This window comes from Streptomyces sp. NBC_01474 (assembly GCF_035918215.1).
Classification (GTDB): Bacteria; Actinomycetota; Actinomycetes; order Streptomycetales; family Streptomycetaceae; genus Streptomyces; species Streptomyces aureus.
In genome coordinates this window covers 8,736,256-8,762,816 of the sequence record NZ_CP109449.1, presented here as the reverse complement: position 1 = coordinate 8,762,816, position 26,561 = coordinate 8,736,256, and the positions used below count along the sequence as shown (strand labels likewise).

The following is a 26,561-nucleotide window of genomic DNA, read 5'->3' as shown; positions in this document are numbered from 1 at the left end:
ACTCCTCGCCCTGATCACCGTGTCGCATCGTATCCGGTGAACGCCGCAGCCCCTGCGGGTGAACTCACCCCTGTGGGGAGGGTGCGGAGGGCGGTCCGGTGAGTCCGGTGACGCGCATCGTGAGATTCAGGCGGCCCCGGGAGAGCCCGGTGGCCGGGTCGCCGGTGCCGGGGTACACCTTCGGCACCCCGTGGAAGGCGAGCCGCGACGGTCCTCCGAAGACCAGCAGGTCCCCGGAGACCAGCTCCACGTCCTCGTACGGCTTCCCACGGTTCTCGGTGTTGCCCAGCCGGAAGACGCAGGTGTCGCCGACGCTGAGCGAGACGACGGGTTCCCGGGCGCGCTCGTCCTTGTCCTGGTGCATGCCCATGGTGGCGGCGCCGTCGTAGAAGTTGATCAGTGCCGTGTCGGGGTCGTAGCCGTCACCGGCCGCGTCGTCCTCGTACGCGTCGACGAACGCGCGTCTGCCCAACTCCCTTAGCCAGTCGGGGAAGTGGGCCACCTGCGCGCCGTTCACATCGGTTGCCGTACGCGTGTAGCGGTAGGGCTGCCAGTGCCATCCGACGCACACGGTCTGGACGGACATCACGCCGCCGCCCGGCAGTCGTGTGTGGCGCATCGGCACGGGTCCGGCGGCCCAGCCGCGGCAGGCTTCGACGAGTGCGCGCTGGGCCTCGGCGTCGAGCCAGCCGGGCACGTGCACGGCGCCGGGGGTGATCTCCCGGCGCTCCCGGTCCACCGGGAAGAGCGGGGGTGCGTGCGGTTCGTGCCGGCCGGCCATGGCCCCATTGTCCCCGGTACGAGGTGTCTTGCGCGTACCGGGGCGTGCACGGGGGACGGGTCAGCGGCGCATCACCTCGACCAGCTCCGTCACCGTGCGGGCCATCGCCTCGCGGCCCACGCTCAGGTACTTGCGGGAGTCGACGGCATCGGGATGTGCGGCAAGGAACTCCCGGATGGCCGCCGTCATCGCTATGTTCAGGGCGGTGCCGACGTTCACCTTGGCGATGCCGCCCCGGACGGCCTGCGAGAGTTCGTCGTCCCCGACACCGGAGGAACCGTGCAGGACCAGCGGTACGTCGAGGCCCTCCGAGAGCTGCTTGAGGAGGTCGTGGTCGAGCGTCGCGGTGCGGGTGGTCATGGCGTGCGAGGAGCCGATCGCGACGGCGAGGGCGTCGACGCCCGAGTCCGTCACGTAGGCGCGGGCCTCCCCCGGGTCCGTGCGAGCGCCCGGCGCGTGGGCGTCGAGCGGCGCCGAACCGTCCTTGCCGCCGACCTCGCCCAGCTCCGCCTCGACCCACAGCCCGTTGGCGTGGCCCCAGTCGGCGGCCGCGCGGGTGGCCGCGAGGTTCTCGTCGTAGGGGAGCCGGGCCGCGTCGTACATCACCGAGCTGAACCCGGCGTCCGCGGCCTGGCGGAGCAGCTCGTCGCTCTGGACGTGGTCGAGGTGGAGCGCCACGGGCACCGAGGACGCCTCCGCGGTGGCGGCCGCGGCCCTCGCGAGGGGCAGCAGGCGCCCGTAGCGATACCGCACGGCGTTCTCGCTGACCTGGAGGATCACCGGCGCGTTCGCCGCCTCGGCGCCCGCCACGACGGCCTCGATGTGCTCCAGGGTGATGACGTTGAACGCGGCCACCGCGGTACGCGCCGCGGTGGCTTCGGCGACGAGCGCGCCGGTTGCTGCGAGGGGCACAGCCCCTCCTTTCGGAAGGCTCGGAAGCTCGGTCGACGGTCAGCCGGCGGTGAGGATCACCGAGCGGGTGAGGTGGCGCGGCTGGTCGGGGTCGAGTCCGCGGGCGGCCGCGACGGCCACGGCGAGGCGCTGCGCGCGGACGAGTTCGGCGAGCGGGTCGAGGCCGCCCTCGACCCAGAGCGCGCCGGTGCCGGCCACCTGCTCGGCGAGTCCCTCGGGCGCCGTGCCGATCATCCAGGTGGCGGTGCCCGCGGTGGTGACGCTGATGGGGCCGTGGCGGTACTCCATCGCGGGGTACGCCTCGGTCCACGACAGGGACGCCTCGCGCATCTTCAGGGCGGCCTCGTTCGCGAGGCCGACGGTCCAGCCGCGGCCCAGGAAGCTGAACTGGCCGCACTCCACGAGGCCTTCGGGCAGCGGTGTCTCCAGCGCGGTGCGCGCGTCGGCGACCGCCTGCTCGGTGTGCAGGCCGAGGTGGGCGCGCAGGAGCGTCAGCGCCGTCGTCGCGAAGCGGGTCTGGACGACGGACCGCTCGTCGGCGAAGTCCAGGACGATCACGTCGTCGGCGGCGGAGACGATCGGCGTGTTCGGGTCGCCGATGACGGCGGTCGTCCGGATGCGGCCCTTGACCGCGGCGAGCAGCTCGACGACCTCGGTCGTCGTGCCGGACCGGGACAGCGCGATGAGGCGGTCGTACGGGCGCCCGGCCGGGAACTCCGAGGCCGCGAACGCGTCGGTCTCGCCCTGCCCGGACTGCTCGCGCAGCGCGGCGAAGGCCTGCGCCATGAACCACGAGGTGCCGCAGCCCACGATCGCGACGCGCTCCCCCGGCGCGGGCAGCTTGGCGGCCTCGCCCGCGGCCAGGCCCGCCGCGCGCGTCCAGCACTCCGGCTGGCTGTTCAGCTCGTTCTCGACATGGCTCATGCCGTGCCCACTCCCTGATGTGTCGTGTCCGTGGGCCGGTCGAACACGTCGCATGCGTCGCGCTCGAACGGCCCCGCCGAGCCTATGCTCGTTCCTGCAAGAATTCGATACCTTTCGAGCATAACCAAGCATCAGGTAGTGCGCTAGGGTCACCGGAGAACGACGATTGGAGGCCGCGGATGTCCCGCGACGCCCGCTGGAAGTCCCTGCTGGAACTGCTCGTGGAGCGGGGGCGCCTGGATGTCGAGGAGGCGGCGGCCGATCTGGGGGTGTCCGCGGCCACCATCCGGCGCGACTTCGACCAGCTCGCCGAGCAGCAGATGCTCGTACGCACCCGGGGCGGCGCCGTCGTCCACGGCGTCTCCTACGAGTTGCCCCTGCGCTACAAGACCGCACGCAACGCCTCCGAGAAGGAACGGATCGCCAAGGCCGTCGCCGAACTGATCACGCCGGGCGAGGCGGTCGGGCTCACCGGCGGCACCACGACGACCGAGGTGGCGCGCGCACTCGCGGTCCGCCCCGACCTCGCCTCCGGCTCCCCGGCCCTCACGATCGTCACGAACGCGCTGAACATCGCCAACGAGCTCGCCGTGCGGCCCCAGTTCAAGATCGTGGTGACGGGCGGGGTCGCCCGGCCGCAGTCGTACGAGCTCATCGGTCCGCTCGCGGACGGCGTGCTGAGCCAGATCACGATCGACACGGCCGTGCTCGGTGTCGTCGGTTTCGACGTCGCGCACGGCGCGGCGGCGCACGACGAGGCGGAGGCGGCCATCAACCGGCTGCTGTGCGAGCGGGCGGAGCGCGTCGTCGTCGCGGCGGACTCCAGCAAGCTGGGCCAGCGCGCGTTCGCCCGGATCTGCTCGACGGAGCGGATCGGCACCCTGGTCACCGACAGCGCCGTGGATGCGGCGACGGTGGAGCGCTTCGAGGAGGCGGGGGTCAAGGTCCTCGCGGTGTGACTCCCCGAGCCACACCTGCGGTTTTCATGGCTGCGGCCCCTCCCGGACGGGTGGGGCCGCAGCCATTTCCCCGCACCGGTCCGGCGGATGTCGTGGCCGTCACGCCTCGCACCGTCTTGTCCCGGCCGGGGTGGCGCCCTACCCTGACTTTGTGCCGACACTAAACAAACTCCGGGCCGTCAAGGACGACAGCCCGCGGACCGCGTCCCTCACCCGCCTGCGCATCGCGCTCACGATCTTCTTCGCACTCGACGGCTTCATCTTCGCGGGATGGGTCGTACGCATCCCCGCCGTGAAGGAGCAGACCGGCGCTTCGGCGAGCACGCTCGGGCTCGCGCTCCTCGGCGTCTCCGCGGGGGCCGTCATCACGATGATGCTCACGGGGCGCCTGTGCAGGCGCTTCGGCAGTCATCCGGTGACCGTGGTGAGCGGTGTGCTCCTGGCGCTGAGCGTCGCACTGCCTCCGCTCACCCACTCGGCGCTCACCCTCGGCCTGGTCCTGCTCGTGTTCGGCGCCGCCTACGGCGGGATCAACGTGGCGATGAACAGTGCCGCGGTCGATCTCGTCGCCGCCCTGCGCCGCCCCGTCATGCCGAGCTTCCACGCGGCGTTCAGCCTCGGCGGCATGCTCGGCGCCGGGCTCGGCGGCCTGGTCGCGGGCCACGTCTCCCCCACCCGGCACCTCCTCGCCCTCACCGTCATCGGCCTGCTCGTCACGGCCGCCGTCGGCCCCACGCTCCTGCGCCACGACGCCCCCACGGCCCCGGACGACCGCGGTCGTATACGGAACGAGCACGCATCGGCGTCCGAGCGGCCCTCCGGGCGCGTGCGCGGGCTCGTCCTCGTCTTCGGCCTCATCGCCCTGTGCACCGCGTACGGGGAGGGTGCGCTCGCAGACTGGGGCGCCCTGCACCTGGAGGAGGACCTGCACGCCCATCCCGGAGTGGCCGCGGCAGGCTATTCCTGCTTCGCCCTGGCCATGACCATCGGCCGGATCAGCGGGACGACGCTGCTCGAACGCCTGGGCAGGACACGCACGTTGGTGTTCGGCGGCGCCACCGGCGCGGCAGGCATGCTGCTCGGCTCGCTCGCCCCCACCGTGTGGCTGGCACTCCTCGGCTTCGCCGTCACAGGTCTCGGCCTCGCCAACATCTTCCCCGTGGCGGTCGAACGCGCGGGCGCCCTGGCAGGACCGACCGGCGTCGCCGCCGCGTCCACGCTCGGCTACGGCGGCATGCTCCTCGGTCCGCCGATGATCGGCTTCATGGCGGACTGGTTCTCCCTCCCCGCCGCGCTGACCAGCGTGGCCGTACTGGCGGGCGTCGCCGCCCTGATCGGTTTCGCGACCCGGCGCGCGGCCGTCTCCTGACCCGCACGTGACGAGCATCCGCAAGGACGCATTCCAGCCAGGTCCCATCGGGCAGACTCCCGCCATGAAGACTGCGGAACACATCGAGACGCTCGACGAGGAAGGCCGCCTCCTCGCCGACGCCGCCGAGACGGCGGGCACCTCCGCCAAGGTGCCGACCTGCCCGGGCTGGGCCGTACGGGACCTGCTGCGACACGTGGGCATGGTGCATCGCTGGGCCGCGGCGTTCGTCGCCGAGGGGTACACGTCGTACCACCCCGACGACGGTCTGCCGGATCTGGACGGCGCCGAGCTCGTCGCCTGGTTCCGTGAGGGCCACGGCCGGCTCGTCGGGACGCTGGCCGACGCCCGGCCCGACGTGGAGTGCTGGACGTTCCTGCCCGCGCCGTCGCCGCTGGCGTTCTGGGCGCGGCGGCAGGCGCACGAGACGACCGTCCACCGGGTGGACGCGGAGTCCGCGCTGGCCGGGACGCCCGGCGTCATCCACGCGGAGTTCGCGGTCGACGGCATCGAGGAACTGCTGCTCGGCTTCCACGCGCGCGGCCGGAGCAAGGTGCGGTCGGACACCCCGCGCCTGTTGCGCGTGCGGGCCACCGACGCCGGCCGGTCATGGACCGTACGGATCTCGCAGGAGCCGCCGGTCACCGAACGGGACGGGGCGGGCGAGGCCGACTGCGAGCTGTCGGGTCCCGCGGCGCGGCTCTATCTGTCGCTGTGGAACCGGCTGCCGTTCCCGAGCCTCACCGGCGACGCCTCACTGGCCGCACTGTGGCGGGAGCGGTCGGGGGTCACCTGAAGCTGACGACAGGCCGGGCCACCTGGGGAAATCAGCCCTGAGCGCGATCGGCGAGCATCCGCCCCAGTACCGCGCGCTGCAACGGCCGGACCTCCGTGTGCAGGTCGCGGCCCTTCCGCGTGAGGCAGACCCGGACGCCGCGGCGGTCCTCGGGGCACATGCCGCGCTCCAGGAGGCCGTCCTTCTCCAGGCGGCCGATCAGGCGCGACAGGGCACTCTGGCTGAGATGGACCTGAGCGGCGATCTCCTGCACGCGGAAGGAGGAACTGCCGTCCTCCGCCGCGCTGTCGGCCAGGACGTCGAGCACCTCGAAGTCGCTGGCGCCCAGGCCGTGCTGATGCAGCTCACGATCGAGCTCGCACATGGTGCGCGCATGCACCGCAAGGATGTCCCGCCACTGTTCCACGAGGCCGGACTCGGCCTTTTTCGCCGCCATGACCGCACCGTAGCAGAAAAGACGGGCATTGTTGCATCGGAATTAAATGCACTTGCAGTCAATGCATATGCATGTAGTCTGCTCCGCATGACCTCTCCGCTCACCAACACCCCTGCGTCCCAGGAGCGTTGGTCCCCCCGTCTGTGGGGCACACTGCTCGTCCTCTGCGCCGCGATGTTCCTCGACGCACTCGATGTGTCGATGGTCGGAGTCGCCCTGCCGTCCATAGGCTCGGAGCTCGACCTGTCGACGTCGACGCTGCAATGGATCGTCAGCGGCTACATCCTCGGCTACGGCGGCCTGCTGCTGCTCGGCGGTCGCGCGGCCGACCTGCTCGGCCGGCGCCGGGTGTTCCTGATCGCCCTCGGCGTCTTCGCCCTCGCGTCCCTGCTCGGCGGACTCGTCGACTCCGGGCCGCTCCTGATCGCCAGCCGCTTCGTCAAGGGCCTCAGCGCCGCGTTCACCGCGCCGGCCGGCCTGTCCATCATCACCACGACATTCGCCGAGGGCCCGCTGCGCAACCGCGCGCTCTCCATCTACACGACCTGCGCCGCCACCGGCTTCTCCATGGGCCTCGTCCTGTCCGGCCTGCTGACCGAGGCCAGCTGGCGCCTGACCATGCTGCTGCCCGCACCGATCGCCGTGATCGCGCTGCTCATCGGCATCAAGCTCATCCCGCACAGCGAACGCGAGAAGAACCACCGCGGCTACGACATCCCCGGCGCCATCACCGGCACCGCGTCGATGCTGCTCCTCGTGTTCACCGTCGTCCAGGCACCGGAGGCGGGCTGGGCCTCGGCCCGCACCCTGCTGTCCTTCCTGGCCGTCGCCGTGCTGCTCGCGGTCTTCGTCTCCATCGAGCGCCGCTCCCCCGGCCCGCTGATCCGCCTCGGAGTGCTGCGCTCCGGCTCACAGATCAGGGCGCAGCTCGGCGCGATGGCGTTCTTCGGCTCGTACGTCGGCTTCCAGTTCCTGGTCACCCTGTACATGCAGTCCCTGCTCGGCTGGTCCGCGCTGCACACCGCGCTGGCGTTCCTGCCGGCGGGCGCCCTCGTGGCGCTCTCCTCGACGAAGGTCGGCGCGATCGTCGACCGGTTCGGCACCCCGCGCCTCATCGCGGTCGGCTTCACCTTCATGGTGATCGGCTACGCGCTGTTCCTGCGCATCAACCTCGACCCGGTGTACGCGTCCGTCATCCTGCCGACGATGCTCCTGATCGGCGCGGCCTGCGCCCTGGTGTTCCCCTCGCTCAACATCCAGGCCACGAACGGCGTCCACGACGACGAACAGGGCATGGTCTCGGGCCTGCTCAACACCTCCGTGCAGGTCGGCGGCGCCATCTTCCTCGCCGTCGTGACGGCCGTTGTCACCGCGAACTCCGGCGAGGGCTCGTCCCCGCAGGCCGTCCTCGACAGCTTCCGGCCCGGTCTCGTCGTCGTCACCGCGATCGCGCTGGTGGGCCTGCTGGTCACCCTCACCGGGCTGCGGACGCGGCGTCCGCAGGGCACGGTCCTGATCGCGAAGTCGGTGCCGGAGGAGGAGGCGGCGCTGGAGGGGTCGGACGCCGCGCGCACGGAGCGCATCGCAGTCCACGACTGACCCAGGGATCCTCGATCGACCCACGGGTCCTCGCCCCGGCCCCACACGCTCGACCCGACCGCACACGGGTGCGCCCGGCCGGCAGTCCCCTGCCCGCCGGGCGCACCCGTGTGTCAGAGCGGCGCGTGTCCGCTCAGCCGAGCCAGCCGGGCCGCACGAGCCCGGACTCGTAGGCGAGGACGACCAGTTGGGCCCGGTCACGCGCGCCGAGCTTCACCATCGTGCGGCTCACATGTGTCTTCGCGGTGAGCGGGCTGACGACGAGGCGGCGGGCGATCTCCTCGTTCGACAGGCCGATGCCGACCAGCGCCATCACCTCACGCTCGCGCTCGGTGAGCTGCCCGAGCGACTCGGCCGCCGCGGGCTCCTTGGAGCGCGCCGCGAACTCGACGATCAGACGGCGGGTCACCCCCGGCGAGAGCAGCGCGTCGCCGTGCACCACCGCCCTCACGGCGCGCAGCAGTTCCTCGGGCTCGGTGTCCTTGACGAGGAACCCGGACGCTCCGGCACGGATCGCCTCGAAGACGTACTCGTCCAGTTCGAAAGTGGTCAGCATGACCACCTTCACGGTTTCCAGCGCGGCGTCGTCGCTGATGCGGCGGGTCGCTGCGAGCCCGTCGAGGACCGGCATCCGGATGTCCATCAGGACGACGGCGGGCCGCAGTTCGCGTACGAGGCGCACCGCCTCGTCGCCGTCGGAGGCCTCCCCCACGACCTCGATGTCGCTCTGCGCGTCGAGCAGCGCCCGGAATCCGGCGCGGACGAGCGACTGGTCGTCGGCGAGCAGTACGCGGATCAACGGTTCTCCTCCGTCGGCGTGAACGGCAGTTCGGCGAGTACCCGGAAGCCGCCGTCGGGCCGCGGTCCCGCCTCGATCGTGCCACCCAGCGCGGCGGCCCGCTCACGCATTCCCGCGAGGCCGTTCCCGCTGCCGCCGGCCGCCTCATGGCTCGCCGGCCCGTCGTCGTCGATGCGCAGGGACAGCGCGGTCCCCGTGTACCGCACTTCTACGCGCGCGTTGCGCGACTCCGAATGCCGTACGACGTTGGTGAGCGCCTCCTGCACGATGCGGAACGCGGCGAGGTCGGTGCCGGGCGGCAGCGCGGCGCGGGATCCTTCCGTGGCGATGCCGACGGTGAGGCCCGCGCTCGCGGCCTGCTCCACGAGTTCCGGGAGCCGGTCGAGGCCCGGGGCGGGGGCGCGCGGCGCGTCGCCCGGGGTCCGCAGGGTGTCGAGGACCTGGCGGACCTCGCCCAGCGCCTCCTTGCTCGCGGACTTGATGGTGGTGAGGGCGGTACGCGCCTGCTCGGGGTCGGAGTCGAGCAGTGCCAGACCCACGCCCGCCTGGACGTTGATGACCGAGATGGAGTGCGCGAGCACGTCGTGCAGCTCCCGCGCGATCCGCAGGCGCTCCTCGTCCGCGCGCCGCCCGGCGGCCTTCTCACGCTCGGCGCGCTCCTTCGCCCACTGCTCGCGACGCGTTCTGACCAGCTCGGAGAAGGCGACGATCGCCAGGACCCACGCGGCGATGAAACCCTCCTGCCCCCAGGACGCGGCGTCGTCCCCCGACGGCGGCAGATACGCGTACAGCCAGTGCGCCACGAGGACATGCCCCACCCAGAACATGCCGACCGCAGCCCACGCGGCTCTGCGGTGCCCCGCGACGATCGCGGCGTAACAGCCCACGGCCACGGTGATGAAGACCGGCCCGTACGCGTAGCCCGCGCCGAGGTAGACAGTCGCGCAGGCCGCCGTGCCGAAGGCCACGAGGACCGGGTACCGCTGACGCCACAGCAGGAGGACGCCGCCCGCGAGCAGCAGCACGCGGGCGAACACGTCGAGTTCGGCCCGATCGGTCTGGGCGTGCGCCGCGAAGTTCGAGCCGGCGACGACGAACGCGGTGATCAGGACGGTGGACCGCCAGGGCCAGCGCGGCCCCTGTCCCGCGGCGCCCCACCAGGGCGGCCCGTAGTGACCGCGCCGGGCGGCACCGGCCGCCGTCCAGGGCGGCCCGTAGCGCCTGAGGTGCGGCGGACCCGCCCAGTGCCGGGGCGGGCCGTCGGCCCCGCGTACGTGCTGCTCATCCATGACCGCAACGCTAGACGCCGCACGCCGTCACGGGCGTCAGCCGGGCGTGGTGACCACACCTACTCCCCGGGGAGTACGCGACGCGGTTCGGGCGCGGCGCGCGTCACGCCCGGGGCAACGACTTTCCCTCCCGGGCCGGGGCATGTCATTCCCGGGGCAGCACCAGGCCCACGCCGTGGGCGAGCTGTGTCGCGGCGTGCGTGAAGAAGGTGGCACGGTCCTCCACGACCCGGTTGAACTGGCCGAACAGCTCGAAGCCGATCAGGCCGAACAGCTGCGCCCAGGCGGCGACGAGCGCGGCCACCACCGCGGGCGGCAGGTCGGGGGCCAGGTCGGCGCCCAGCCGCTCGGCCTCGGGCCGCAGCTCCTCGGGAAGCGGCGGCTCCGCGATCCCGCGGCCCTGATACGCGTCGCGGACGATGCCCAAGAACAGCAGCCCGACGCGCGACGCGGCCGGAACGGTTGTCATCGGCGCGGTGTATCCGGGCACGGGCGAGCCGAAGATGAGCGCGTACTCGTGCGGGTGGGCGAGCGCCCAGGCGCGGACGGCTTCGCTGACGGTGACCCAGCGGCGCACCGGCGCGATCGCTCCCGCCGTGCTGTCGGTGGTCTTCGCCGCCTTCTTGAGCAGGGCGGCGTCCGCCTGCTCGGCCGCTTCGCCGATGGAGTCGTACGCGTCGATGATGAGCGCCGTCAGGAGGTCGTCGCGGCTGGGGAAGTAGCGGTAGAGCGCCGAGGAGACCATGCCCAGCTCGCGGGCGACGGCGCGCAGGGACAGCCTGGCGGCGCCCTCGGCCGCGAGCTGTCTGCGGGCCTCGTCCTTGATGGCGGCGGTGACTTCTTCCCGTGCCCTGGCCCTGGCTCCTCGTGTGGTGCTCATACGGGCAGTGTCCCACGCTTCCGGAGCAGTGCACACGTTCCGGATCGATGCACGCGTTATGGATCGGTGCACTCTTCTGGGAGCAGTGCACTCAGTGGGCAGTGGCGCACTCGGCGGCGCAGAGAAAAGAGAGCACCGCTCTTGCTTTGAATCACCGATCTCGTGCACACTGATCTCAAGCGAGAGCAGTGCTCTCGCAACCGAGATCGAGACCGACTCCAGCGGCGCCCGCATCGCGCCACCCACACCCAGGAGAACCCCATGACCGCGAACGCCCAGTCCGGCTCGTCCTCCTCCCCCAGCCCCTACTACCTGAAGGGCAGCCGCCTCAACGTCCGGTTGAACGGCATGATCGGCTGGCTCGCGCGGCACGGCGTCAGCCTGATGGGGTCCGCCGAGCTCTCCGTGCGCGGCCGCAAGAGCGGCCAGATGCAGCGCATCCCGGTCAACCCGCACACGTACGGGGACGCGCAGTACATCGTCTCGGCCCGCGGGCACTCCCAGTGGGTGCGCAACATGCGCGTCGCCGGGACCGGCGAGCTGCGCGTCGGGCGCAAGGTCCGTACGTTCACCGCGACCGAGGTGCCCGACAGCGAGAAGCTGCCGATCCTGCGCGGCTACCTGGAGAAGTGGGGCTGGGAGGTCAACCAGTACTTCCAGGGCATCACCGCCAAGTCGACCGACGAAGAGCTGACCGCGGCCGCGCCGGACCACCCGGTCTTCCTCATCACGGTCGAGAAGTAGCCTCCGGATCGTCGTCGACCGATGGCGCGGCCGAGGACGCGGCCGCCGCTGCCGGCCCCAGACGGCTCAGGACGCGACCCGCCATCGGATACGTCCTGACGATCTCGCCCAGCGTCGTCGAACCACGGGTGATGCGGGCGAAGGCCTTCCACGCGGGCCGGAACCCGGTGATCGCCGCATGCAGCACCCCGGGCCTGCGCTCGAAGACCGTCAGCATCCGCTTGCCGACGCTCATCTCGACACCGAGGCCCGCCTTGACCGCGAACGCGTAGTTCAGAGCCTGCCGGCGCGCGTCCACCGCGTCGTGCGCCTCGGAGACGCGGACCGCCCACTCCCCCGCGAGACGACCGGAGCGCAGCGCGAACGAGATGCCCTCGCGGGTCCACGGTTCGAGAAGTCCCGCCGCGTCACCACAGACGAGTACGCGGCCGCGTGACAGCGGCGAGTCGTCGGCGCGGCAGCGCGTCAGATGGCCGGAGGAGACCGACGGTTCGAAGCCGGCGAGGCCGAGCCGGGCGATGAAGTCCTCCAAGTACCGCTTCGTGGCGGCGCCCTCGCCTCGCGCCGAGATCACTCCGACGGTCAGGGTGTCCCCCTTGGGGAAGACCCAGCCGTAACTCCCGGGCATCGGGCCCCAGTCGATGAGGACGCGGCCCTTCCAGTCCTCGGCGACCGTCTCGGGCACGGGGATCTCCGCCTCGAGGCCGAGGTCGACCTGGTCGAGCTTCACCCCGACATGAGCCCCTATGCGGCTGGCGCTGCCGTCCGCCCCGACGACGGCGCGGGCCAGGATCGTCTCGCCGCCCTGGAGGATCACGGCGACCGTGCGACGGTCGGGCACGGCCGAGCCGTGCTGCTCGACCCGCGCGACCGTCACCCCCGTGCGCAGTTCGGCGCCCGCCTTCTGGGCGTGCTCGACGAGCTGGTGGTCGAAGTCGGCGCGGTTCACCAGGCCGAAGAGCATGTGCCGGGAGCGCCGGGTGCGGGTGAACTTCCCGTCCAGGGAGAACGTCACCGCGTCGATCCGGTCCCGGAACGGCAGCTCGAACCCCGGGGGCAGCGCGTCCCTGGAGGGACCGATGATGCCACCGCCGCACGTCTTGTACCGGGGCAGTTCCGCCTTCTCCAGAAGGAGGACGCTGCGCCCGGCGACCGCTGCCGCGTAGGCGGCGGAGGCGCCCGCGGGACCGGCGCCCACGATGACGACGTCCCACACCTGCCCGCCGCCACCGGCGTCCGCCGCGTGCTCGTCCGTACCGTTGCCGCCCGCCGAGTTCTCGCTGCTCACGATGGTCTACTGCTCCCGATCCAGCCGCCTGCCGCACCTTTCCCAGGCATCCTACGGCGGTGTCCTGCCGACCCCCTGTGGGAGGATCGGCGCTGCATGCCCTGTGCACGAAACGCTCACGCACATCAGCCGACGGCGGACCCGCACGGACGCGTGCGAAAGCCGCATACGTATACACAAGTGCAACGTCGCACCTACGAGGAGCGTTCCCATGTCACCGAATCCGATCGCCGAGACCGTCGCCTCGCTCATGCCCGGGGCCCGGACCGAGCTCGCCGAACTGGTGGCGTTCAAGTCGGTGGCGGACTTCGACCAGTTCCCGAAGAGCGAGAGCGAGGGCGCCGCGAACTGGGTGGCGGACGCACTGCGCGCCGAGGGCTTCCAGGACGTCGCGCTGCTCGACACCCCGGACGGGACACAGTCGGTCTACGGCTTCCTGCCGGGCCCCGAGGGCGCGCCGACCGTTCTCCTGTACGCGCACTACGACGTGCAGCCGCCGCTGGACGAGTCGGCGTGGGTCACGCCGCCGTTCGAGCTGACGGAGCGCGAGGACGGCCGCTGGTACGGGCGCGGCGCCGCGGACTGCAAGGGCGGGGTCCTGATGCACCTGCTCGCGGTGCGGGCGCTCAAGGCCAACGGCGGTGTCCCGGTGAACGTCAAGGTGATCGCCGAGGGTTCCGAGGAGCAGGGCACGGGCGGTCTCGAGCGGTACGCCGAGCAGCACCCAGAGCTGCTGAAGGCGGACACGATCGTCATCGGTGACGCGGGCAACTTCCGGGTCGGCCTGCCGACGGCCACGTCGACGCTGCGCGGCATGACGCTCATCAGGGTCCGGGTCGACACGCTCGGGGGCAACCTGCACTCGGGGCAGTTCGGCGGCGCGGCCCCGGACGCGCTCGCGGCGCTGGTTCGGATCCTCGACTCGCTGCGCGCGGAGGACGGCTCCACGACGGTCGACGGTCTCGCGACCGACGCCGCGTGGGACGGTCTCCAGTACGACGAGGGTCAGTTCCGCAAGGACGCCAAGGTCATCGACGGTGTCGAGCTGATCGGTTCGGGCACGGTCGCCGACCGCATCTGGGCCCGCCCCGCCGTCACCGTCCTCGGCATCGACTGCCCGCCGGTCGTCGGCGCGACGCCGTCCGTGCAGGCCGGGGCGCGCGCCCTGATCAGCCTGCGGGTGCCGCCGGGCACGGACGCCGTGGAGGCGACGAAGCTGCTCGTCGCGCACATCGAGTCGCACACCCCGTGGGGCGCCCGCGTCCAGGTCGAACAGATCGGGCAGGGCCATGCGTTCCGCGCGAACACCGGCAGCCCGGCGTACGCGGCCATGGCGGAGGCGATGAGCGTCGCGTACGACGGTCAGGAGATGCAGTACGCGGGCCAGGGCGGCTCGATCCCGCTGTGCAACACGCTGGCGTCGCTGTACCCGGAGGCGGAGATCCTGCTGATCGGCCTGAGCGAGCCCGAGGCGCAGATCCACGCGGTGAACGAGAGCGTGTCGCCGCAGGAGCTGGAGCGCCTCTCGGTCGCCGAGGCGCTGTTCCTCCAGAACTACGCGGCGATCTGAGTCGCGCGGTCGTCACCTTCGCCCCGGGCGGAACTCTTCTGCCCGGGGCGTAGCCATGTCCCCCGGACAGCCGCCGGTCCCTACGGTCGGCGCATGAGTGTCTACGCCATCACCGATGTGATCGAGGTCGTCCCCCGCCTGCACCTGTTGCGCTTCCCGGTGGGGCAGGCCTATCTGTGGGACGACGGGGACGAGTTGACGCTGGTGGACGCGGGGGCCTCCGGTGCCGGGGCGGCGATCGCCGACGCCGTACGCGCGCTCGGCAGGCACCCGCGCGAGGTGCGCCGGATCGTCCTGACGCACTTCCACGAGGACCACGCGGGCGGCGCGGGTGAGTTCGCGGCGCTCAGTGGGGCGGTGGTGTGGGCGCACCGGCTCGACGCGCCGTTCGTACGCGGTGAACGTCCGGGTCCTGCCCCGGAGTTCGAGGACTGGGAGCGTCCGCTGCACGCCGAGGCGCTGAAGCTGCTCCCGCCCCCGCCGGCGGATCCTGTACTGCCGTGTGAGGTAAGAGAGTTGGCGGGCGGTGAGGTGCTCGACTTCGGCGGTGGCGCCCGCGTCGTCGCGGTGCCCGGGCACACGGACGGCAGCATCGCGCTCCATCTGCCCCGTCACGGTGTGCTGTTCACGGGTGACGCCGTCGCCGCGTCACCGCTGGACGGTCAGGTCATGCTGGGCGTGTTGAACCTCGACCGCCGCCGGTCCGTCGAGTCCTTCCGCACCCTCGCCTCGCTCGACTCCGACATGGCGTGCTTCGGACACGGCGACCCCGTGACGAGCGGGTCGGCGGCGGTCCTGCGCGCGGTGGCCGCGCGACTGGACGCCGCGTAGTCACCCCCGCGCGGCGTCAGCCCACCGGCACTCCGGCCTCCAGGTAGAGGGCGGCGCCGCGCTCCCGAGCCCGCAGCGCCCAGCGCAGGCGCTCGTACCGCACGGGAGGCAGGAGTCCGGCGGCCTCCTGCTCGGTGACGAACCGCCAGCCGCGCAGCTCCTGGCCCGGAAGGATCATGCGGCGGGCCTCGGCGCCGCCGAGGCGCCCGCCGTCGAAGAGCAGCCGCAGGCCGCCGTACGCGGGTGGTGCGGGCGCCTCCCAGTCGACGACGAGGAGGCCGGGCAGCTCGGGGAGCTGGATCCCGGTCTCCTCGGCGACCTCCCGTACGCCGGCCCTTGCGGGGGCTTCTCCGGGTTCCACGACACCGCCGGGGAACTCCCAGCCGGCCTTGTACGTGGGGTCGACGAGCAGGACGCGGTCGTCCTCGTCGAAGAGCAGTACGCCCGCGGCGACGGTCTCCCCGGTGGGCGCGGGTGTCTGCACGATGTCGCAGGGCTCGACGGCGCCGGTGCGCACGGCCTCGGCGATGCGGGCGGCGGCTTCGTACGCATTCAGTGCGCTGGTGTCGACGGGGTGCGCGTCGGCGGTGAGCCAGGTGGCCAGCGCCGTGCGGTAGGCCTCGATGTGGTCGTAGGACCACTGCCGGGCGCGTATCTCGCCGTCGGGTGTCTCGGGCGGTATCTCGCGGCGGGCCATTCGCTCGCGCAGGATCGTTTCCGCCGGGGCGAGGAGCACATGGCGCACGGGGATCCTGCGGGCGGCGAGACCGCCGAAGATCTCGTCGCGGTACTCCTGCCTGAGCAGGGTCGCCGGGACGACGAGAACGCCGCCCACCTCGGCGAGCAGCGCGGCCGCCGTGTCGACGACGAGCCTCCGCCAGATGCGCAGGTCCTGGATGTCGGTCACCTCGGCCAGCTGCTTGGCGGGCAGCAGCTGCGCCAGTTCCCCGCCGATCACGTCGGGGTCGAAGAGCGTGCTGTTCGGGATCAGCTCGATCAGTTCCCGTGCGGTGGTGGACTTCCCCGCACCGAAAGCACCGTTGATCCAGACGATCACGGTTCCCCCTCCTCTGTCGGCCCCCTGAGGCTTGCCCGCAACAGCGTGCGGCGGAAACCAGCACCTGATGGGGGCGCGCCTCGCGTACGCCTCGCGCACGTCACCGAGGTCCGCGAACCAGTCGTGAGGGCCGCTTAGGATCCGCTCCGTGGACCTTCCCGAAGAGTTGATTCGCATGCAACACGACGCCGACGACAAGGGCCGCACCCTGGAGCACCTCGATGACGGGGAGCGCCAGGCGCAGCAGGAGGCCTGGATCGAGGCGGCGGCCAAGGTCGAGGCCGCGGTCACGACGTACGCGCAGGAGCAGGGCCTGAACCGGCACGACGTGGAGAAGACCCTGCGCCAGGCCGCCCGCCGGCCCCACTCCCAGAGCTGATTCCGGACGGTGTACGGGAGCGCTCCCCCTGTGAGGTGTGCCCGCGCGGCCGAGGGGATCCATGCGACAGGGTGAACATCGCCACGGCGGCACGGACGCACCCCCGGCGCCCCCCGTGGTCTACGAGACCGGTGACTGCGTCGTCGTCGAACTGCGCGGCGAGGTCGACATCGTGACGCTCCAGGACTCCGTCGCCCTGCTCGAGACGGTGGCGGCGGGCCCGGCCGCCACCGTGGTGATCGACCTGACCCGCACGACCTTCCTCGACTGCTCCGGCCTGACCCTCCTCCTGCGCACCCGCCGCCGCGTCGAGTCCCGCGGCGGCCGCCTCAGACTGGTCTGCGACCGGCCCCTGACGCTGCGCCTCCTGGAGGTGACGGGCCTGCTGCCACTCTTCGCCCCGGCCCCGACCGTCGAGGCGGCGGTACGGCAGAACTAGAGCGACCGGCCCGGCCTACCCCTTGCTCGACCCCAGTGTGAGTCCCGCGATGAAGTGCCTCTGCAGGAGCAGGAACACCAGGATCGTGGGGAGGGCCACCAGGACCGAGCCGGCGGCCAGCAGGTTGTAGTCCGTGAAGAATTGCCCCCTGAGGTTGTTGAGGGATGAGGTGATCGGGAGTTTGTCAGGGTTCGAGATGAAGATCAGGGCCCAGAGGAAGTCGTTGTAGATCCAGGTGAATTCGAGCGTGCCGAGCGCCGCGAGTGCCGGTCGGCACAGTGGCAGCGTGATGCGCCAGAACTGCGTCCACAACCCCGCGCCGTCGACGATCGCCGCCTCGAGGATCTCCTGGGGAAGCGTCCGCATGAAGTTCGCCAGGACGAAGACGCAGAATCCCAGCTGGAATCCGATGTTGACGATGATCACGGCCCAGTACGAGTCGTACATGGTCAGCGAGTCCGACATCCACCAGGGCAGCGGAATCTTCAGGAAGAGGACGTACAGCGGGGTGACGAGGACCTGGGGTGGCAGCAGGTTTCCCGCGGTGAAGAACATCAGGAGCACGATTCCGCCGCGCACCTTGATGCGCGACACCGCGAAAGCGACGAACGAGGCGAGAAAGAGCGTGATCAGAACGGCCGGGACCGCGATGATCAGGGTGTTCTTGAAGTACTCGCCCATCCCCGAGTCGCTGAGGGCCTCACGGTAATAGTCGAACGACAGGTGTTCGGGCAGCGAGAAGTAGCCGTGCTGCGCCGTCTCCTCGTAGGGCCGCAAAGAGGCGTAGACCGCGAGCAGGAGCGGCGCGAGGAACGCCAGCGAGACGCCCATGAGGAAGATGTGCACCCCGAACCGGCCGCGCCGGCGCGGGTGTTCACCACGCCGGTCGCCGCCGGCCAGGGAGCGGCCCCGGGTGGCGGGGGACGTCGTACGGATGTCGGCGGTCATCGGTCGCGCGCACCTCGCAGCTCTTGGACCAGGAACGTCACGATGAATCCCAGGGAGACCGTGAGGAGGACGACCGCGATGGCCGAGCCGAAGCCGATGCGGCTGGCCTCGCCGATGACGTTGTCCGTGATGAGGACGGACAGCAGCTCCAGGCCGTTGCGGCCCTTGTTCACGGCGTAGACGATGTCGAAGGCGCGCAGCGACTCGATGACGGTGATGACGCCGACGATGACGTTGACGGGGCGAAGTGTCGGGAAGACGACGCGGAAAAAGGTCTGACGGGCGTTCGCGCCGTCGATCGCCGCGGCTTCCTTCAGTGTCGGGTCGACGGATTTGAGGCCGGCGAGATAGAGGATCATCACGTATCCGGTGTGCCGCCAGCTCGCGGCCAGCATCATCATCCAGATGTTGAGGTCGGAGTCGCCCAGCCAGTCGATCGGGTTCTCGTGGTTGTCGAGAAGGGTGTTGACGACGCCCTGGTCGGTGCCGAGGATCAGCTGCGCCATGAATCCGACGACGGCCAGTGAGAGCACGACCGGCATGTAGAGCGTCGACTGGTAGAAGCGGCTGAAGCGCACGCCCCGGTCGATGAGCACGGCGAGCAAGAGGCCGAAGGGCGTGGCGATCAGGCCGAGAAAGGCGAGCCACAGGAGGTTGTGGCGCACGGCCGGCCAGAACGGCGGATAGTTGTCGACGAGGTTCCGGTAGTTCTCTCCACCGACCCAGTGAATGTCGCCGATGCCGTCCCACGAGGTGAAGGACAGGCCGATGGAGGCGAGCGTGGGACCCCAGATGATGACGATGTCGAGCAGTACGGGTATTCCCAGGAGCACGACGAGAACGGCGAGGTCACGGCGGGTGAAACGCCGTGACCTCCGCCGCCCTGCGCGCCGCGCGGTCTTCAGCGCCACGGAACGCATTCCCCCACTACTCAGCTGACGGCGGACGAGAAGATTTCCTTCTTCTGCCGCTCGATCCGGTTGACGAGGCCGTCGACGTCGTTCGGATTTCCGATGAAGTCCTGAAGTGCCTTGATCATCACGGTCTGCGCGAAGTCGGGCCGGGTGTCGCGGTCCATGAACTGCGATATCTGCTGGGCACCGGAGACGAGTTCGGCCGACTTCTTCTGCAGCGGGGTGTACTTGGACGTGTCGGCGCCGTCGTTCACGGCGACGTTGTTCGGGTCCCCGGCGAGGTAGATGTCCTCGGCCCCGGGCGTGCCGAGGTATTTGAGGAGCGCCTTGCCCGCTTCGACGTTCTTGGCCTTCTTCGCGATCAGGAAGCCGTCGATGGGAGCCTCCACCGCGTCCTGCCCGTACTGGGGGTCGATCTCCGGGAACGCGAAGAAGTCGATGTCCGCGCGCTCGTTCTCCGGGAACTGCTGGCCCGGGTGCGGCATTCCGAAGACGGCCATGCCGGTCTGGCGCTTCTGCAGGCCTTGAGCGGCCTCTTCCCAGGTCCGGCCGAGCGCGCCCTTCTGGTAGTACGGCATGAGTTCGCGCCAGAGGTCGAACACCTTCTTGACCTTGGTGTCGGTCCAGGCTTCCGTACCCGCCATGAGGCCCTTGTGGAAGTCGTATCCGTTCAGGCGCATGTTGATGTAGTCGAAGGTGCCCATCGCGGGCCAGCCGTCCTTGTCGCAGAACGCGACCGGGGTGCCGTCCTTGTGCATCTGCTTCGCCAGGGCGATGAAGTCGTCCCAGTTCTTGGGCTGTTCGTAGCCCTGCTTCTCGAAGAGGCTCTTCCGGTGGAAAACGGCCCACGGGTAGTAGTAGTACGGCACGAAGTACTGCTTGCCGTCGTGCGTGGACTGGTCCTTGAGCGCCTGCGAGAAGCCCTTGAAGCCCTTCCAGACGTCGTCGACGTCCGTCAGGAGGCCCTTCTCGGCGAAGTACTGCATGCGGTAGCCGGCGAACCACATGAAGACGTCGTCCGGGGTGCCCTGGAGATAGCGCGTGATGTTCGTCTGGAACTCGTTGTGATCCGTGGTGTTGACGTCGACCTTCTTGCCGGACTTCTTCTCGTACGCCGTGAAGGCCGCCGCGAACGCCTTCTTCGGCACCGCGTCCGAGGAGTTGGACCCCACGGTGACGGTCTTCTTGTCGCCACCCGGGCCGTCCCCGCACGCCGTGAGCAGTGCCGGAAGGGTGAGCGCACCTGCGCCCACCGCCGCGCCCCGCAGGAGACCCCGACGGGACATCCGATGTCCTGTCGCGCTCCCGGGCGCGCCAGAACCGTAGAACGATGACTGTGCCATGTCCCCCTCCTGGGGCCGCAACCCAACACAACCGAACGCGAGGGTTGGATCCCACTCCCAACTCCCGAGATCGTCAAGGGTTCTGACGGGACATCGGGCAACCGTTACCGCATCTCTTCCAACAGAGTCCAACACGGCCTACCGTAAACGCGCGCCACTGACGCGAACATGACGTCATCCCACCTTTCGCGAGTACGGAGGAACGTAACAATGCGTCACCTTCCCACCCGGACCTCTCGCACCACCCGCCGAAGAGTCGTCGGAGCGCTGGCCACCGGGCTGCTGTGTGCCGCGGGCGTCACGGCACCGGCCGCGGTCGCCGACCCGCCGAAATCCGGCGTGTCCGGCTCGCAGGGCGCAAGCGCTCAGGAAGCTTCGCCCACGCTCGACGACGGGCTCGCGCTGACCCCTCCCATGGGCTTCAACAACTGGAACTCCACGCACTGCCGCGCCGAGTTCAACGAGGCGATGGTCAAGGGCATCGCCGACATCTTCGTGGACAAGGGCCTCAAGGCCGCGGGCTATCAGTACGTCAACCTCGACGACTGCTGGGCCCTGCCGCAGCGCGACGCGAACGGCAAACTCGTGCCGGACCCCGCGCGCTTCCCGGGCGGCATCAAGGCCGTCGCCGACTACGTCCACTCCAAGGGCCTCAAACTCGGCATCTACACGAGCGCGGGCACCAAGACGTGCAGCGACATCGGCTTCCCCGGCGGCCTCGGTCACGAGTACAGCGACGCCCAGCAGTTCGCCGACTGGGGCGTCGACTACCTCAAGTACGACAACTGCAACAACCAGGGCGTCGACGCGAAGCAGCGCTACCGCACGATGCGTGACGCCCTGAAGGCCACGGGACGGCCCATCGTCTACAGCCTCTGCGAATGGGGATCCAACAAACCGTGGGAGTGGGCGGCCGACGTCGGCCAGCTGTGGCGCACCACCGGTGACATCAGTGACAGCTGGGGCTCGATGCTCTCCCTGATGAAGCAGAACCTGCCGCTGGCGCAGTACGCGGGGCCCGGGCACTGGAACGACCCCGACATGCTCGAGGTCGGGAACGGCGGCATGACCGCGACCGAGTACCGCACGCACTTCTCGATGTGGTCGATCATGGCCTCACCGCTGCTCATCGGCACCGATCTGCGCAAGGCCTCCGCCGAGACCCTCGACATCCTCAGCAACCGCGAAGTCATCGCGGTCGACCAGGACCCGCTGGGCAAGCAGGGCACGGTGCTCTCCTCCGAGGGCGGGCGCTGGGTCGTCGCCAAGGAGATGAAGGACGGCAGCCGCGTCGTCGCCCTCTTCAACGAGTCGGGCAACGCGCAGCGGATCGCCACGTCGGCCGACGCGGTCGGCCTGCCGCACGCGAGCGCCTACACGCTGCGCGATCTGTGGCAGCACAAGAGCTACAACACGGCCGGGGCCATCTCGGCGACCGTGCCCGCGCACGGGACCGTACTGGTACGGGTGGCTGCCGACGGCAAGTGGGCCGCGAACCCGCCCGCCGTCGAACTCGGCCTGGGCGGGGCGCCGTTCGTCGAGGCCGGCAAGGCAGCCCGGCTCACGACGTCCGTCACCGATCTGGGCCGCACGCCCGCACGCCGGGTGTCCGTCGCGCTGAGCGGGCCCTCCGGGTGGAGCGTCAGGCCGGCCTCGCCGACCCGCGCAGGAACCGTACCGACGGGCAAGGCACTCACCACGTCATGGACCGTGACCGCGCCGGCGGGGACCGCGACGGGAGCGTACGACCTGTCCCTCAAGGCCACGTACCGCTCGCCGGGCGGTGTGCGCGCCCAGAGCGTGCTGCCGCTGACCGCGCACGTGGTGGTCGCGCCACCTGCCGGGGCGTCGTCACTCGGCGATCTGCCGTGGCTGTCCACGACGAACGGGTACGGGCCCGTCGAGCGCAACACCAGCAACGGGGAGAGCGACGCGGGCGACGGGCATCCGATCACCATCGGCGGCGTCGTCTACCAGAAGGGGCTCGGCGTGCACGCGGACAGTGCCGTCGAGTACTACACGGGTGGCTCGTGCGAACGCGTCAGCGCGAGTGTGGGCGTCGACGACGAGAAGGGCACGAAGGGCACCGTGACGTTCGAGATCTGGGCCGACGGCAAGAAGGTGGCATCCACCGGCACCCTCACCAACGCGGACGCGGCCGAACCGCTGTCGGCCGACGTGAGCGGGGCACAGGCCGTACGCCTCGTGGTGACCGACGCGGGCGACGGCGTGGACTCCGACCACGCGGACTGGGGGGACGCGACGCTGTCCTGCTAGTGCGTCACCCGTGAGCCGGGGCGGGCCTCATGTGCCGTCCCGGCTCCGGCCCGCCCTGGAACGACGTGAAGACGCACAGACGACGTGAAGGCGTGCAGACGTGGAGACGTAAGCACCCGCGCCTCAGAGCGCCGACACGTCCCGGTCGCGTGTGAGCGCCGCCGCTGCCGCGCCGACGAGGCCCGCGTCCGTGCCCATGCGGGCCGGGGCCACCGTGAGGCGCTGCACGAACGACAGCGTCGCGTAGTCGCGGAGCGCGCGGCGCAGGGGCGCGAAGAGGACCTCTCCCGCCTTCGCCACTCCCCCGCCGATCACCGCGATGTCGATCTCCACGAGCGTGGCCGTCGCGGCGATGCCCGCCGCGAGCGCCTGGGCGGCACGTTCGAACGAGGCGATCGCCACCTGGTCGCCCTCGCGCGCGGCCGCGGCCACCGCCGCGGCCGACACGTCGCCGTCCACGCCGGGGCGCCAGCCGCCGTCCAGCGCACGGCGCGCGATGTTCGGCCCGCTCGCGATCCGTTCGACACAGCCGCGCGCCCCGCACGGGCACGGGTCCCCGTCCAGATCCACGCTGATGTGGCCGATGTGGCCCGCGTTGCCCGTGGGCCCCGGGTGCAGCTTGCCGCCGAGGATCAGGCCGCCGCCGACGCCGGTGGAGACGACCATGCACAGCGCGTTGTCATGGCCCTGCGCCGCGCCCTGCCAGTGCTCGGCCGCCGTCATCGCCACGCCGTCCCCGACCAGTTCGACCGGCAGGCCCCCGGTGACCGCACTGACCCGGTCCACGAGCGGGAAGTCGCGCCAGCCCGGCACGTTGACCGGACTCACCGTGCCCGTGGAGGCGTCCACCGGACCCGCGCTCCCGATGCCCACGGCCCGCGCCCTCACCCACAGTGGCGCGGCGGTCAGCTCGCGCAGCACGTCCTCGACGGCCCGCATCACCGTGTCCCCGTCCTCCTTGGCCGGAGTCGGCCGCTGCGCGCGCAGAAGGATGCGGCCGTGGTCGTCCACCAGGGCCCCGGCGATCTTGGTGCCGCCGATGTCGAGCGCGGCGACGAGGTCGGTCTGCATCAGTGTGAGGTCCCCTGGTGAAATGGCAGGTCGGGAGAATGTGATGGATAGTCTCTCCCGCATCTGACAACGTTGTCCAGGGCCTATGCTCGACGCCACATCCCCATACAGCATCATGAACCCCCTGGAACCGCAGCGACGACAGGACAGGACAGCCCACCGTGGACCGCACCGCCCGCCGCCCCGACAGCCGTTACGGCAACCGCCCGACCATGAAGGACGTCGCGGCGCGCGCCGGAGTGGGCCTCAAGACGGTGTCCCGCGTCGTGAACGGCGAACCGGGGGTCACCCCCGACACCGAACGCCGCGTCCAGGAGGCCATCGAGGCCCTGGGCTTCCGCCGCAACGACAGCGCGCGCGTCCTGCGCAAGGGCAGGACCGCGAGCATCGGCCTGGTGCTCGAGGATCTGGCCGACCCGTTCTACGGGCCGCTGAGCCGCGCCGTCGAGGAAGTCGCCCGCGCCCACGGCGCGCTGCTCATCAACGGGTCGAGCGCCGAGGACCCGGAGCGCGAGCAGGAGCTCGTCCTCGCGCTCTGCGCCCGCCGGGTGGACGGGCTCGTGGTCATTCCGGCCGGTGACGACCACCGTTACCTGGAGCCCGAGATCGCCGCCGGTGTCGCGACCGTGTTCGTCGACCGTCCCGCCGGGAAGATCGACGCGGACGTGGTCCTGTCCGACAGCTTCGGGGGCGCGCGTGACGGCGTCGCGCATCTGATCGCGCACGGCCACCGCCGTATCGGCTTCATCGGTGACCAGCCGCGCATCCACACCGCCGCCGAGCGTCTGCGCGGCTACCGGACCGCGATGGAGGACGCCGGGATTGCCGTCGAGGACGCCTGGATGTCGCTCGGCGTGACCGATCCGGAGCGGGTGCGGCGCGCCGCGGAGGAGATGCTCACGGGCTCCGATCCGGTCACGGCGATCTTCGCGGGCAACAACCGTGTGACGGTGACCGTCGTACGGGTCCTGTCCGAGGTGGACCGCCCTGTGGCGCTGGTCGGCTTCGACGACATCGAGCTGGGCGATCTGCTGCGCCCCGGCGTGACGGTCGTCGCGCAGGACGCCGCGCAGCTGGGCCGCACGGCCGCCGAGCGGCTGTTCCGGCAGCTCGACGGGGTGTCGCGGGTGCCGGAGCGGATCGAGCTGCCGACGCGGCTGATCACCCGCGGCTCGGGCGAACTCCCCCCGGCCGACTGACAGTTGGCCCATGGGACGGCTCGGCGGACGGTCAGCAGACGGGGAGCCCGGGGAGCGGCGCGTTGTTGTCGCCGCCCTTGAGGCAGACGTCGCTGACGAAGACGTTCGTGTTGCCGCTGTCGTCGTCCGTCTTCGCCCACCAGACGTTCGTCCACTTCCCGTACGTCTCACGGCGGCCCAGGTTCTGCCGGGCATTCTCCCGTACTCGCTCGACGAGTCCCCCGAAGACAGCGCTGCCCCGTCCCCGTGACGCCTTTTCAGTGGCGGGCAGGTTACGGGGCAGCAGTGACAGGACCGGATGTGCGTGACAGGACCGGGACGGTCAGCGCTCCTGCGCGGTCAGGTCGCCGCGTCGCGGGCCCGCGAAGCCCTGGAGGCGGGCCAGGGTGAGGCCGGTGATCCGGGTGACCTCGCCCGTGTCGAGGGCGCCGCAGTCCAGGCCGCGCAGCAGATACCCGGCGAGCGCCTTGGCGGTGGCGGGCTCGTCCGCCACGTCGCCGCCCTCGTGGTGACCGGCGTAGGCGGCCAGGCGCGCGGCGGCCGACTCGAAGCCCTCGCGGTAGAAGGCGAAGACCGCGGCGTAGCGGGTCGGGATGTGGCCCGGGTGCATGTCCCAGCCCTGGTAGTAGGCGCGGGCCAGGGCGCGGCGGGTGAGGCCGTAGTGCAGGCGCCAGGCGTCGTGGACCTTCGCGGTCGTGCCGACGGGCAGGACGTTGGTGGAACCGTCCGAGACGCGGACTCCGGTGCCGGCGGCGGCCACCTGCATGACGGCCTTCGCGTAGTCGGCGGCCGGGTGGTCGCTGGCCTGATAGGCGGCGCTGACGCCGAGGCAGGCGCTGTAGTCGAAGGTGCCGTAGTGCAGTCCGGTCGCGCGGCCTTCGGCGGCGTCGATCATGCGGGCGACGGCGGCGGTGCCGTCGGCGGCGAGGATGGACTGGCTGGTCTCGATCTGGATCTCGAAGCCGAGGCGCCCCGCCTCGAGGCCGTGAGCCTTCTCGAACGCCTCCAGGAGCCGGACCATGGCGGTGACCTGCTCCGGGTACGTCACCTTGGGGAGCGTGAGGACGAGCCCGTCGGGGAGGCCGCCCGCCTCCATGAGGCCGGTCAGGAAGATGTCGAGGGTGCGGATGCCCCGGTCGCGTACCGGCTCCTCCATGCACTTCATGCGGATGCCCATGTACGGGGCGGCGGTGCCGTTCTTGTACGCCTCGGCGACGAGACGGGCGGCACGGGCGGCGTCCTGGTCCTCGTCGGCGCCCTTGTAGCCGTCCTCGAAGTCGATGCGCAGGTCCTCGACCGGCTCGCGCTCCAGCTTGGCGCGTACGCGCGAGTGGACGGCCTCGGCGAGGTCGTCGCCCAGGCCGAGGACGGCGGCGAAGGAGGCGGCGTCCGGGGCGTGTTCGTCGAGCATCGCCAGGGCCTTGTCGCCCCACGTACGGATGCTGTCGGCGTCGAACTGCTCGCCCGGGATGTACACGGTGTGGACGGGCTGCCGGGTGCCTGGGTCTCCCGGGTAGCGGCGCTCCAGCTCCGCGTCCACCGGGGCGAGGGAAGCGCTGATGCCCTCGCTGACCGCTCCGGCGAGGCTCGTTGCCACCTTCTCTTGCTGACCCATTCCTGCACCCTCCACACTCTCGACGTTCCAGAGTTTCCGCTTCACGGAATCAACAATCCGTATAGCGAAGTTATCTGCGCTCGCCACCTGCGTCAATGGTCCCCCGAACGCGAACGGGGCCGCACGGTGAAGATCACCACGC

The 26,561-nt window shown here is 70.9% G+C and carries 25 protein-coding genes; 11 read left to right on the top strand and 14 right to left on the bottom strand.

Features of this window, described 5'->3' with window-relative positions; genetic code table 11:
* Nucleotides 1–64: 64 nt before the first annotated feature.
* The 3 genes from OG758_RS40040 to OG758_RS40030 are packed head-to-tail and all read right to left on the bottom strand — an operon-like array spanning nt 65 to nt 2,617.
* On the bottom strand, nt 65–781 hold the full coding sequence (locus OG758_RS40040) for an alpha-ketoglutarate-dependent dioxygenase AlkB family protein (protein ID WP_326714347.1): 717 nt from the start codon (nt 779–781) through the stop codon (nt 65–67).
* Between the two features lie 60 nt (nt 782–841).
* Nucleotides 842–1,693, bottom strand: coding sequence for a class II fructose-bisphosphate aldolase (locus OG758_RS40035; protein ID WP_116500414.1), 852 nt, complete (start codon nt 1,691–1,693; stop codon nt 842–844).
* Nucleotides 1,694–1,732: 39 nt separating this feature from the next.
* On the bottom strand, nt 1,733–2,617 hold the full coding sequence (locus OG758_RS40030) for an SIS domain-containing protein (protein WP_266567510.1): 885 nt from the start codon (nt 2,615–2,617) through the stop codon (nt 1,733–1,735).
* Nucleotides 2,618–2,796: 179 nt separating this feature from the next.
* Here OG758_RS40030 and OG758_RS40025 point away from each other — a divergent pair, with 179 nt between their 5' ends.
* The 3 genes from OG758_RS40025 (at nt 2,797) to OG758_RS40015 (ending at nt 5,741) form a co-directional block, all read left to right on the top strand.
* Nucleotides 2,797–3,576: a DeoR/GlpR family DNA-binding transcription regulator gene (locus OG758_RS40025; RefSeq protein WP_326714346.1), complete on the top strand. Its 780-nt coding sequence runs from the start codon at nt 2,797–2,799 to the stop codon at nt 3,574–3,576.
* 151 nt (nt 3,577–3,727) lie between these two features.
* A complete protein-coding gene (locus OG758_RS40020; RefSeq protein ID WP_326714345.1) occupies nt 3,728–4,945 on the top strand; it encodes an MFS transporter in 1,218 nt (405 codons plus the stop codon).
* A 64-nt stretch (nt 4,946–5,009) separates the two neighbouring features.
* Nucleotides 5,010–5,741: a maleylpyruvate isomerase family mycothiol-dependent enzyme gene (locus OG758_RS40015; RefSeq protein ID WP_326714344.1), complete on the top strand. Its 732-nt coding sequence runs from the start codon at nt 5,010–5,012 to the stop codon at nt 5,739–5,741.
* Nucleotides 5,742–5,772: 31 nt separating this feature from the next.
* Here the strand turns inward: OG758_RS40015 and OG758_RS40010 are convergent, their stop codons facing one another.
* The gene (locus tag OG758_RS40010; RefSeq protein WP_326714343.1) at nt 5,773–6,177 is read right to left on the bottom strand and encodes a MarR family winged helix-turn-helix transcriptional regulator; all 405 of its coding nucleotides are present in this window, start codon (nt 6,175–6,177) and stop codon (nt 5,773–5,775) included.
* Between the two features lie 87 nt (nt 6,178–6,264).
* Between OG758_RS40010 and OG758_RS40005 the strand changes: the two genes are divergently transcribed.
* Nucleotides 6,265–7,776 carry an MFS transporter gene (locus tag OG758_RS40005; protein WP_326714342.1) on the top strand — a complete coding sequence of 504 codons (1,512 nt, stop codon included), beginning with the start codon at nt 6,265–6,267 and terminating at the stop codon, nt 7,774–7,776.
* A gap of 133 nt (nt 7,777–7,909) precedes the next feature.
* Here OG758_RS40005 and OG758_RS40000 read toward each other — a convergent pair whose 3' ends face one another.
* The 3 genes from OG758_RS40000 to OG758_RS39990 all read right to left on the bottom strand — a co-directional run bounded on the left by OG758_RS40000 (nt 7,910) and on the right by OG758_RS39990 (nt 10,744).
* Entirely contained in the window at nt 7,910–8,575 is a 666-nt protein-coding gene (locus OG758_RS40000; RefSeq protein ID WP_326714341.1) for a response regulator transcription factor, read from the bottom strand.
* The gene (locus OG758_RS39995; RefSeq protein WP_326714340.1) at nt 8,572–9,864 is read right to left on the bottom strand and encodes a sensor histidine kinase; all 1,293 of its coding nucleotides are present in this window, start codon (nt 9,862–9,864) and stop codon (nt 8,572–8,574) included. Before OG758_RS39995 ends, OG758_RS40000 begins: the two co-directional genes overlap by 4 nt.
* 145 nt (nt 9,865–10,009) lie before the next feature.
* On the bottom strand, nt 10,010–10,744 hold the full coding sequence (locus tag OG758_RS39990; RefSeq protein WP_326714339.1) for a TetR/AcrR family transcriptional regulator: 735 nt from the start codon (nt 10,742–10,744) through the stop codon (nt 10,010–10,012).
* Between the two features lie 261 nt (nt 10,745–11,005).
* On the opposite strand from OG758_RS39990, the gene OG758_RS39985 reads away from it, so the two are divergent.
* Nucleotides 11,006–11,488 carry a nitroreductase family deazaflavin-dependent oxidoreductase gene (locus OG758_RS39985; protein WP_326714338.1) on the top strand — a complete coding sequence of 161 codons (483 nt, stop codon included), beginning with the start codon at nt 11,006–11,008 and terminating at the stop codon, nt 11,486–11,488.
* On the opposite strand, the gene OG758_RS39980 is transcribed toward OG758_RS39985, so the two are convergent.
* Nucleotides 11,472–12,776, bottom strand: coding sequence for a geranylgeranyl reductase family protein (locus OG758_RS39980; RefSeq protein WP_382059362.1), 1,305 nt, complete (start codon nt 12,774–12,776; stop codon nt 11,472–11,474). The two genes, OG758_RS39985 and OG758_RS39980, sit on opposite strands and share 17 nt — an antisense overlap.
* Nucleotides 12,777–12,987: 211 nt before the next feature.
* On the opposite strand from OG758_RS39980, the gene OG758_RS39975 reads away from it, so the two are divergent.
* Nucleotides 12,988–14,346, top strand: a complete 1,359-nt coding sequence (locus tag OG758_RS39975; protein WP_326714337.1) for a dipeptidase — start codon at nt 12,988–12,990, stop codon at nt 14,344–14,346.
* 93 nt (nt 14,347–14,439) lie between these two features.
* Complete coding sequence (locus tag OG758_RS39970; protein WP_326714336.1) at nt 14,440–15,177, top strand: MBL fold metallo-hydrolase; 738 nt, start codon at nt 14,440–14,442, stop codon at nt 15,175–15,177.
* A gap of 16 nt (nt 15,178–15,193) precedes the next feature.
* Here OG758_RS39970 and OG758_RS39965 read toward each other — a convergent pair whose 3' ends face one another.
* On the bottom strand, nt 15,194–16,234 hold the full coding sequence (locus OG758_RS39965) for an NUDIX hydrolase (RefSeq protein ID WP_326714335.1): 1,041 nt from the start codon (nt 16,232–16,234) through the stop codon (nt 15,194–15,196).
* 148 nt (nt 16,235–16,382) lie between these two features.
* Here OG758_RS39965 and OG758_RS39960 point away from each other — a divergent pair, with 148 nt between their 5' ends.
* Nucleotides 16,383–16,613: a hypothetical protein gene (locus OG758_RS39960; protein ID WP_326714334.1), complete on the top strand. Its 231-nt coding sequence runs from the start codon at nt 16,383–16,385 to the stop codon at nt 16,611–16,613.
* A 61-nt stretch (nt 16,614–16,674) separates the two neighbouring features.
* On the top strand, nt 16,675–17,052 hold the full coding sequence (locus OG758_RS39955) for an anti-sigma factor antagonist (protein WP_326714333.1): 378 nt from the start codon (nt 16,675–16,677) through the stop codon (nt 17,050–17,052).
* A 15-nt stretch (nt 17,053–17,067) separates the two neighbouring features.
* On the opposite strand, the gene OG758_RS39950 is transcribed toward OG758_RS39955, so the two are convergent.
* The 3 genes from OG758_RS39950 to OG758_RS39940 are packed head-to-tail and all read right to left on the bottom strand — an operon-like array spanning nt 17,068 to nt 20,200.
* Complete coding sequence (locus tag OG758_RS39950; protein WP_326714332.1) at nt 17,068–18,000, bottom strand: carbohydrate ABC transporter permease; 933 nt, start codon at nt 17,998–18,000, stop codon at nt 17,068–17,070.
* On the bottom strand, nt 17,997–18,920 hold the full coding sequence (locus OG758_RS39945; protein WP_376224992.1) for a carbohydrate ABC transporter permease: 924 nt from the start codon (nt 18,918–18,920) through the stop codon (nt 17,997–17,999). Before OG758_RS39945 ends, OG758_RS39950 begins: the two co-directional genes overlap by 4 nt.
* Nucleotides 18,921–18,931: 11 nt before the next feature.
* Complete coding sequence (locus OG758_RS39940; protein WP_326714331.1) at nt 18,932–20,200, bottom strand: ABC transporter substrate-binding protein; 1,269 nt, start codon at nt 20,198–20,200, stop codon at nt 18,932–18,934.
* A 267-nt stretch (nt 20,201–20,467) separates the two neighbouring features.
* Here OG758_RS39940 and OG758_RS39935 point away from each other — a divergent pair, with 267 nt between their 5' ends.
* Complete coding sequence (locus OG758_RS39935; protein ID WP_326714330.1) at nt 20,468–22,534, top strand: NPCBM/NEW2 domain-containing protein; 2,067 nt, start codon at nt 20,468–20,470, stop codon at nt 22,532–22,534.
* A gap of 123 nt (nt 22,535–22,657) precedes the next feature.
* Here OG758_RS39935 and OG758_RS39930 read toward each other — a convergent pair whose 3' ends face one another.
* Complete coding sequence (locus OG758_RS39930) at nt 22,658–23,605, bottom strand: ROK family protein (RefSeq protein ID WP_326714329.1); 948 nt, start codon at nt 23,603–23,605, stop codon at nt 22,658–22,660.
* 161 nt (nt 23,606–23,766) lie between these two features.
* Between OG758_RS39930 and OG758_RS39925 the strand changes: the two genes are divergently transcribed.
* Nucleotides 23,767–24,804, top strand: a complete 1,038-nt coding sequence (locus OG758_RS39925) for a LacI family DNA-binding transcriptional regulator (RefSeq protein WP_326714328.1) — start codon at nt 23,767–23,769, stop codon at nt 24,802–24,804.
* Nucleotides 24,805–25,126: 322 nt separating this feature from the next.
* On the opposite strand, the gene OG758_RS39920 is transcribed toward OG758_RS39925, so the two are convergent.
* Nucleotides 25,127–26,419 (bottom strand): DUF6986 family protein, encoded by a 1,293-nt coding sequence (locus tag OG758_RS39920; RefSeq protein ID WP_116500357.1) that lies wholly within the window; start codon nt 26,417–26,419, stop codon nt 25,127–25,129.
* Nucleotides 26,420–26,561: the final 142 nt, after the last annotated feature.

Bases quoted from the DNA above. Each gene is read 5' to 3' on its own strand.
- OG758_RS40040 (WP_326714347.1), bottom strand. From the start codon at position 781: ATGGCCGGCCGGCACGAACCGCACGCACCCCCGCTCTTCCCGGTGGAC.
- OG758_RS40030 (WP_266567510.1), bottom strand. From the start codon at position 2,617: ATGAGCCATGTCGAGAACGAGCTGAACAGCCAGCCGGAGTGCTGGACG.
- OG758_RS40025 (WP_326714346.1), top strand. From the start codon at position 2,797: ATGTCCCGCGACGCCCGCTGGAAGTCCCTGCTGGAACTGCTCGTGGAG.
- OG758_RS40015 (WP_326714344.1), top strand. From the start codon at position 5,010: ATGAAGACTGCGGAACACATCGAGACGCTCGACGAGGAAGGCCGCCTC.
- OG758_RS40010 (WP_326714343.1), bottom strand. From the start codon at position 6,177: ATGGCGGCGAAAAAGGCCGAGTCCGGCCTCGTGGAACAGTGGCGGGAC.
- OG758_RS40005 (WP_326714342.1), top strand. From the start codon at position 6,265: ATGACCTCTCCGCTCACCAACACCCCTGCGTCCCAGGAGCGTTGGTCC.
- OG758_RS39995 (WP_326714340.1), bottom strand. From the start codon at position 9,864: ATGGATGAGCAGCACGTACGCGGGGCCGACGGCCCGCCCCGGCACTGG.
- OG758_RS39990 (WP_326714339.1), bottom strand. From the start codon at position 10,744: ATGAGCACCACACGAGGAGCCAGGGCCAGGGCACGGGAAGAAGTCACC.
- OG758_RS39985 (WP_326714338.1), top strand. From the start codon at position 11,006: ATGACCGCGAACGCCCAGTCCGGCTCGTCCTCCTCCCCCAGCCCCTAC.
- OG758_RS39975 (WP_326714337.1), top strand. From the start codon at position 12,988: ATGTCACCGAATCCGATCGCCGAGACCGTCGCCTCGCTCATGCCCGGG.
- OG758_RS39970 (WP_326714336.1), top strand. From the start codon at position 14,440: ATGAGTGTCTACGCCATCACCGATGTGATCGAGGTCGTCCCCCGCCTG.
- OG758_RS39955 (WP_326714333.1), top strand. From the start codon at position 16,675: ATGCGACAGGGTGAACATCGCCACGGCGGCACGGACGCACCCCCGGCG.
- OG758_RS39950 (WP_326714332.1), bottom strand. From the start codon at position 18,000: ATGACCGCCGACATCCGTACGACGTCCCCCGCCACCCGGGGCCGCTCC.
- OG758_RS39945 (WP_376224992.1), bottom strand. From the start codon at position 18,920: ATGCGTTCCGTGGCGCTGAAGACCGCGCGGCGCGCAGGGCGGCGGAGG.
- OG758_RS39940 (WP_326714331.1), bottom strand. From the start codon at position 20,200: ATGTCCCGTCGGGGTCTCCTGCGGGGCGCGGCGGTGGGCGCAGGTGCG.
- OG758_RS39935 (WP_326714330.1), top strand. From the start codon at position 20,468: ATGCGTCACCTTCCCACCCGGACCTCTCGCACCACCCGCCGAAGAGTC.
- OG758_RS39930 (WP_326714329.1), bottom strand. From the start codon at position 23,605: ATGCAGACCGACCTCGTCGCCGCGCTCGACATCGGCGGCACCAAGATC.
- OG758_RS39920 (WP_116500357.1), bottom strand. From the start codon at position 26,419: ATGGGTCAGCAAGAGAAGGTGGCAACGAGCCTCGCCGGAGCGGTCAGC.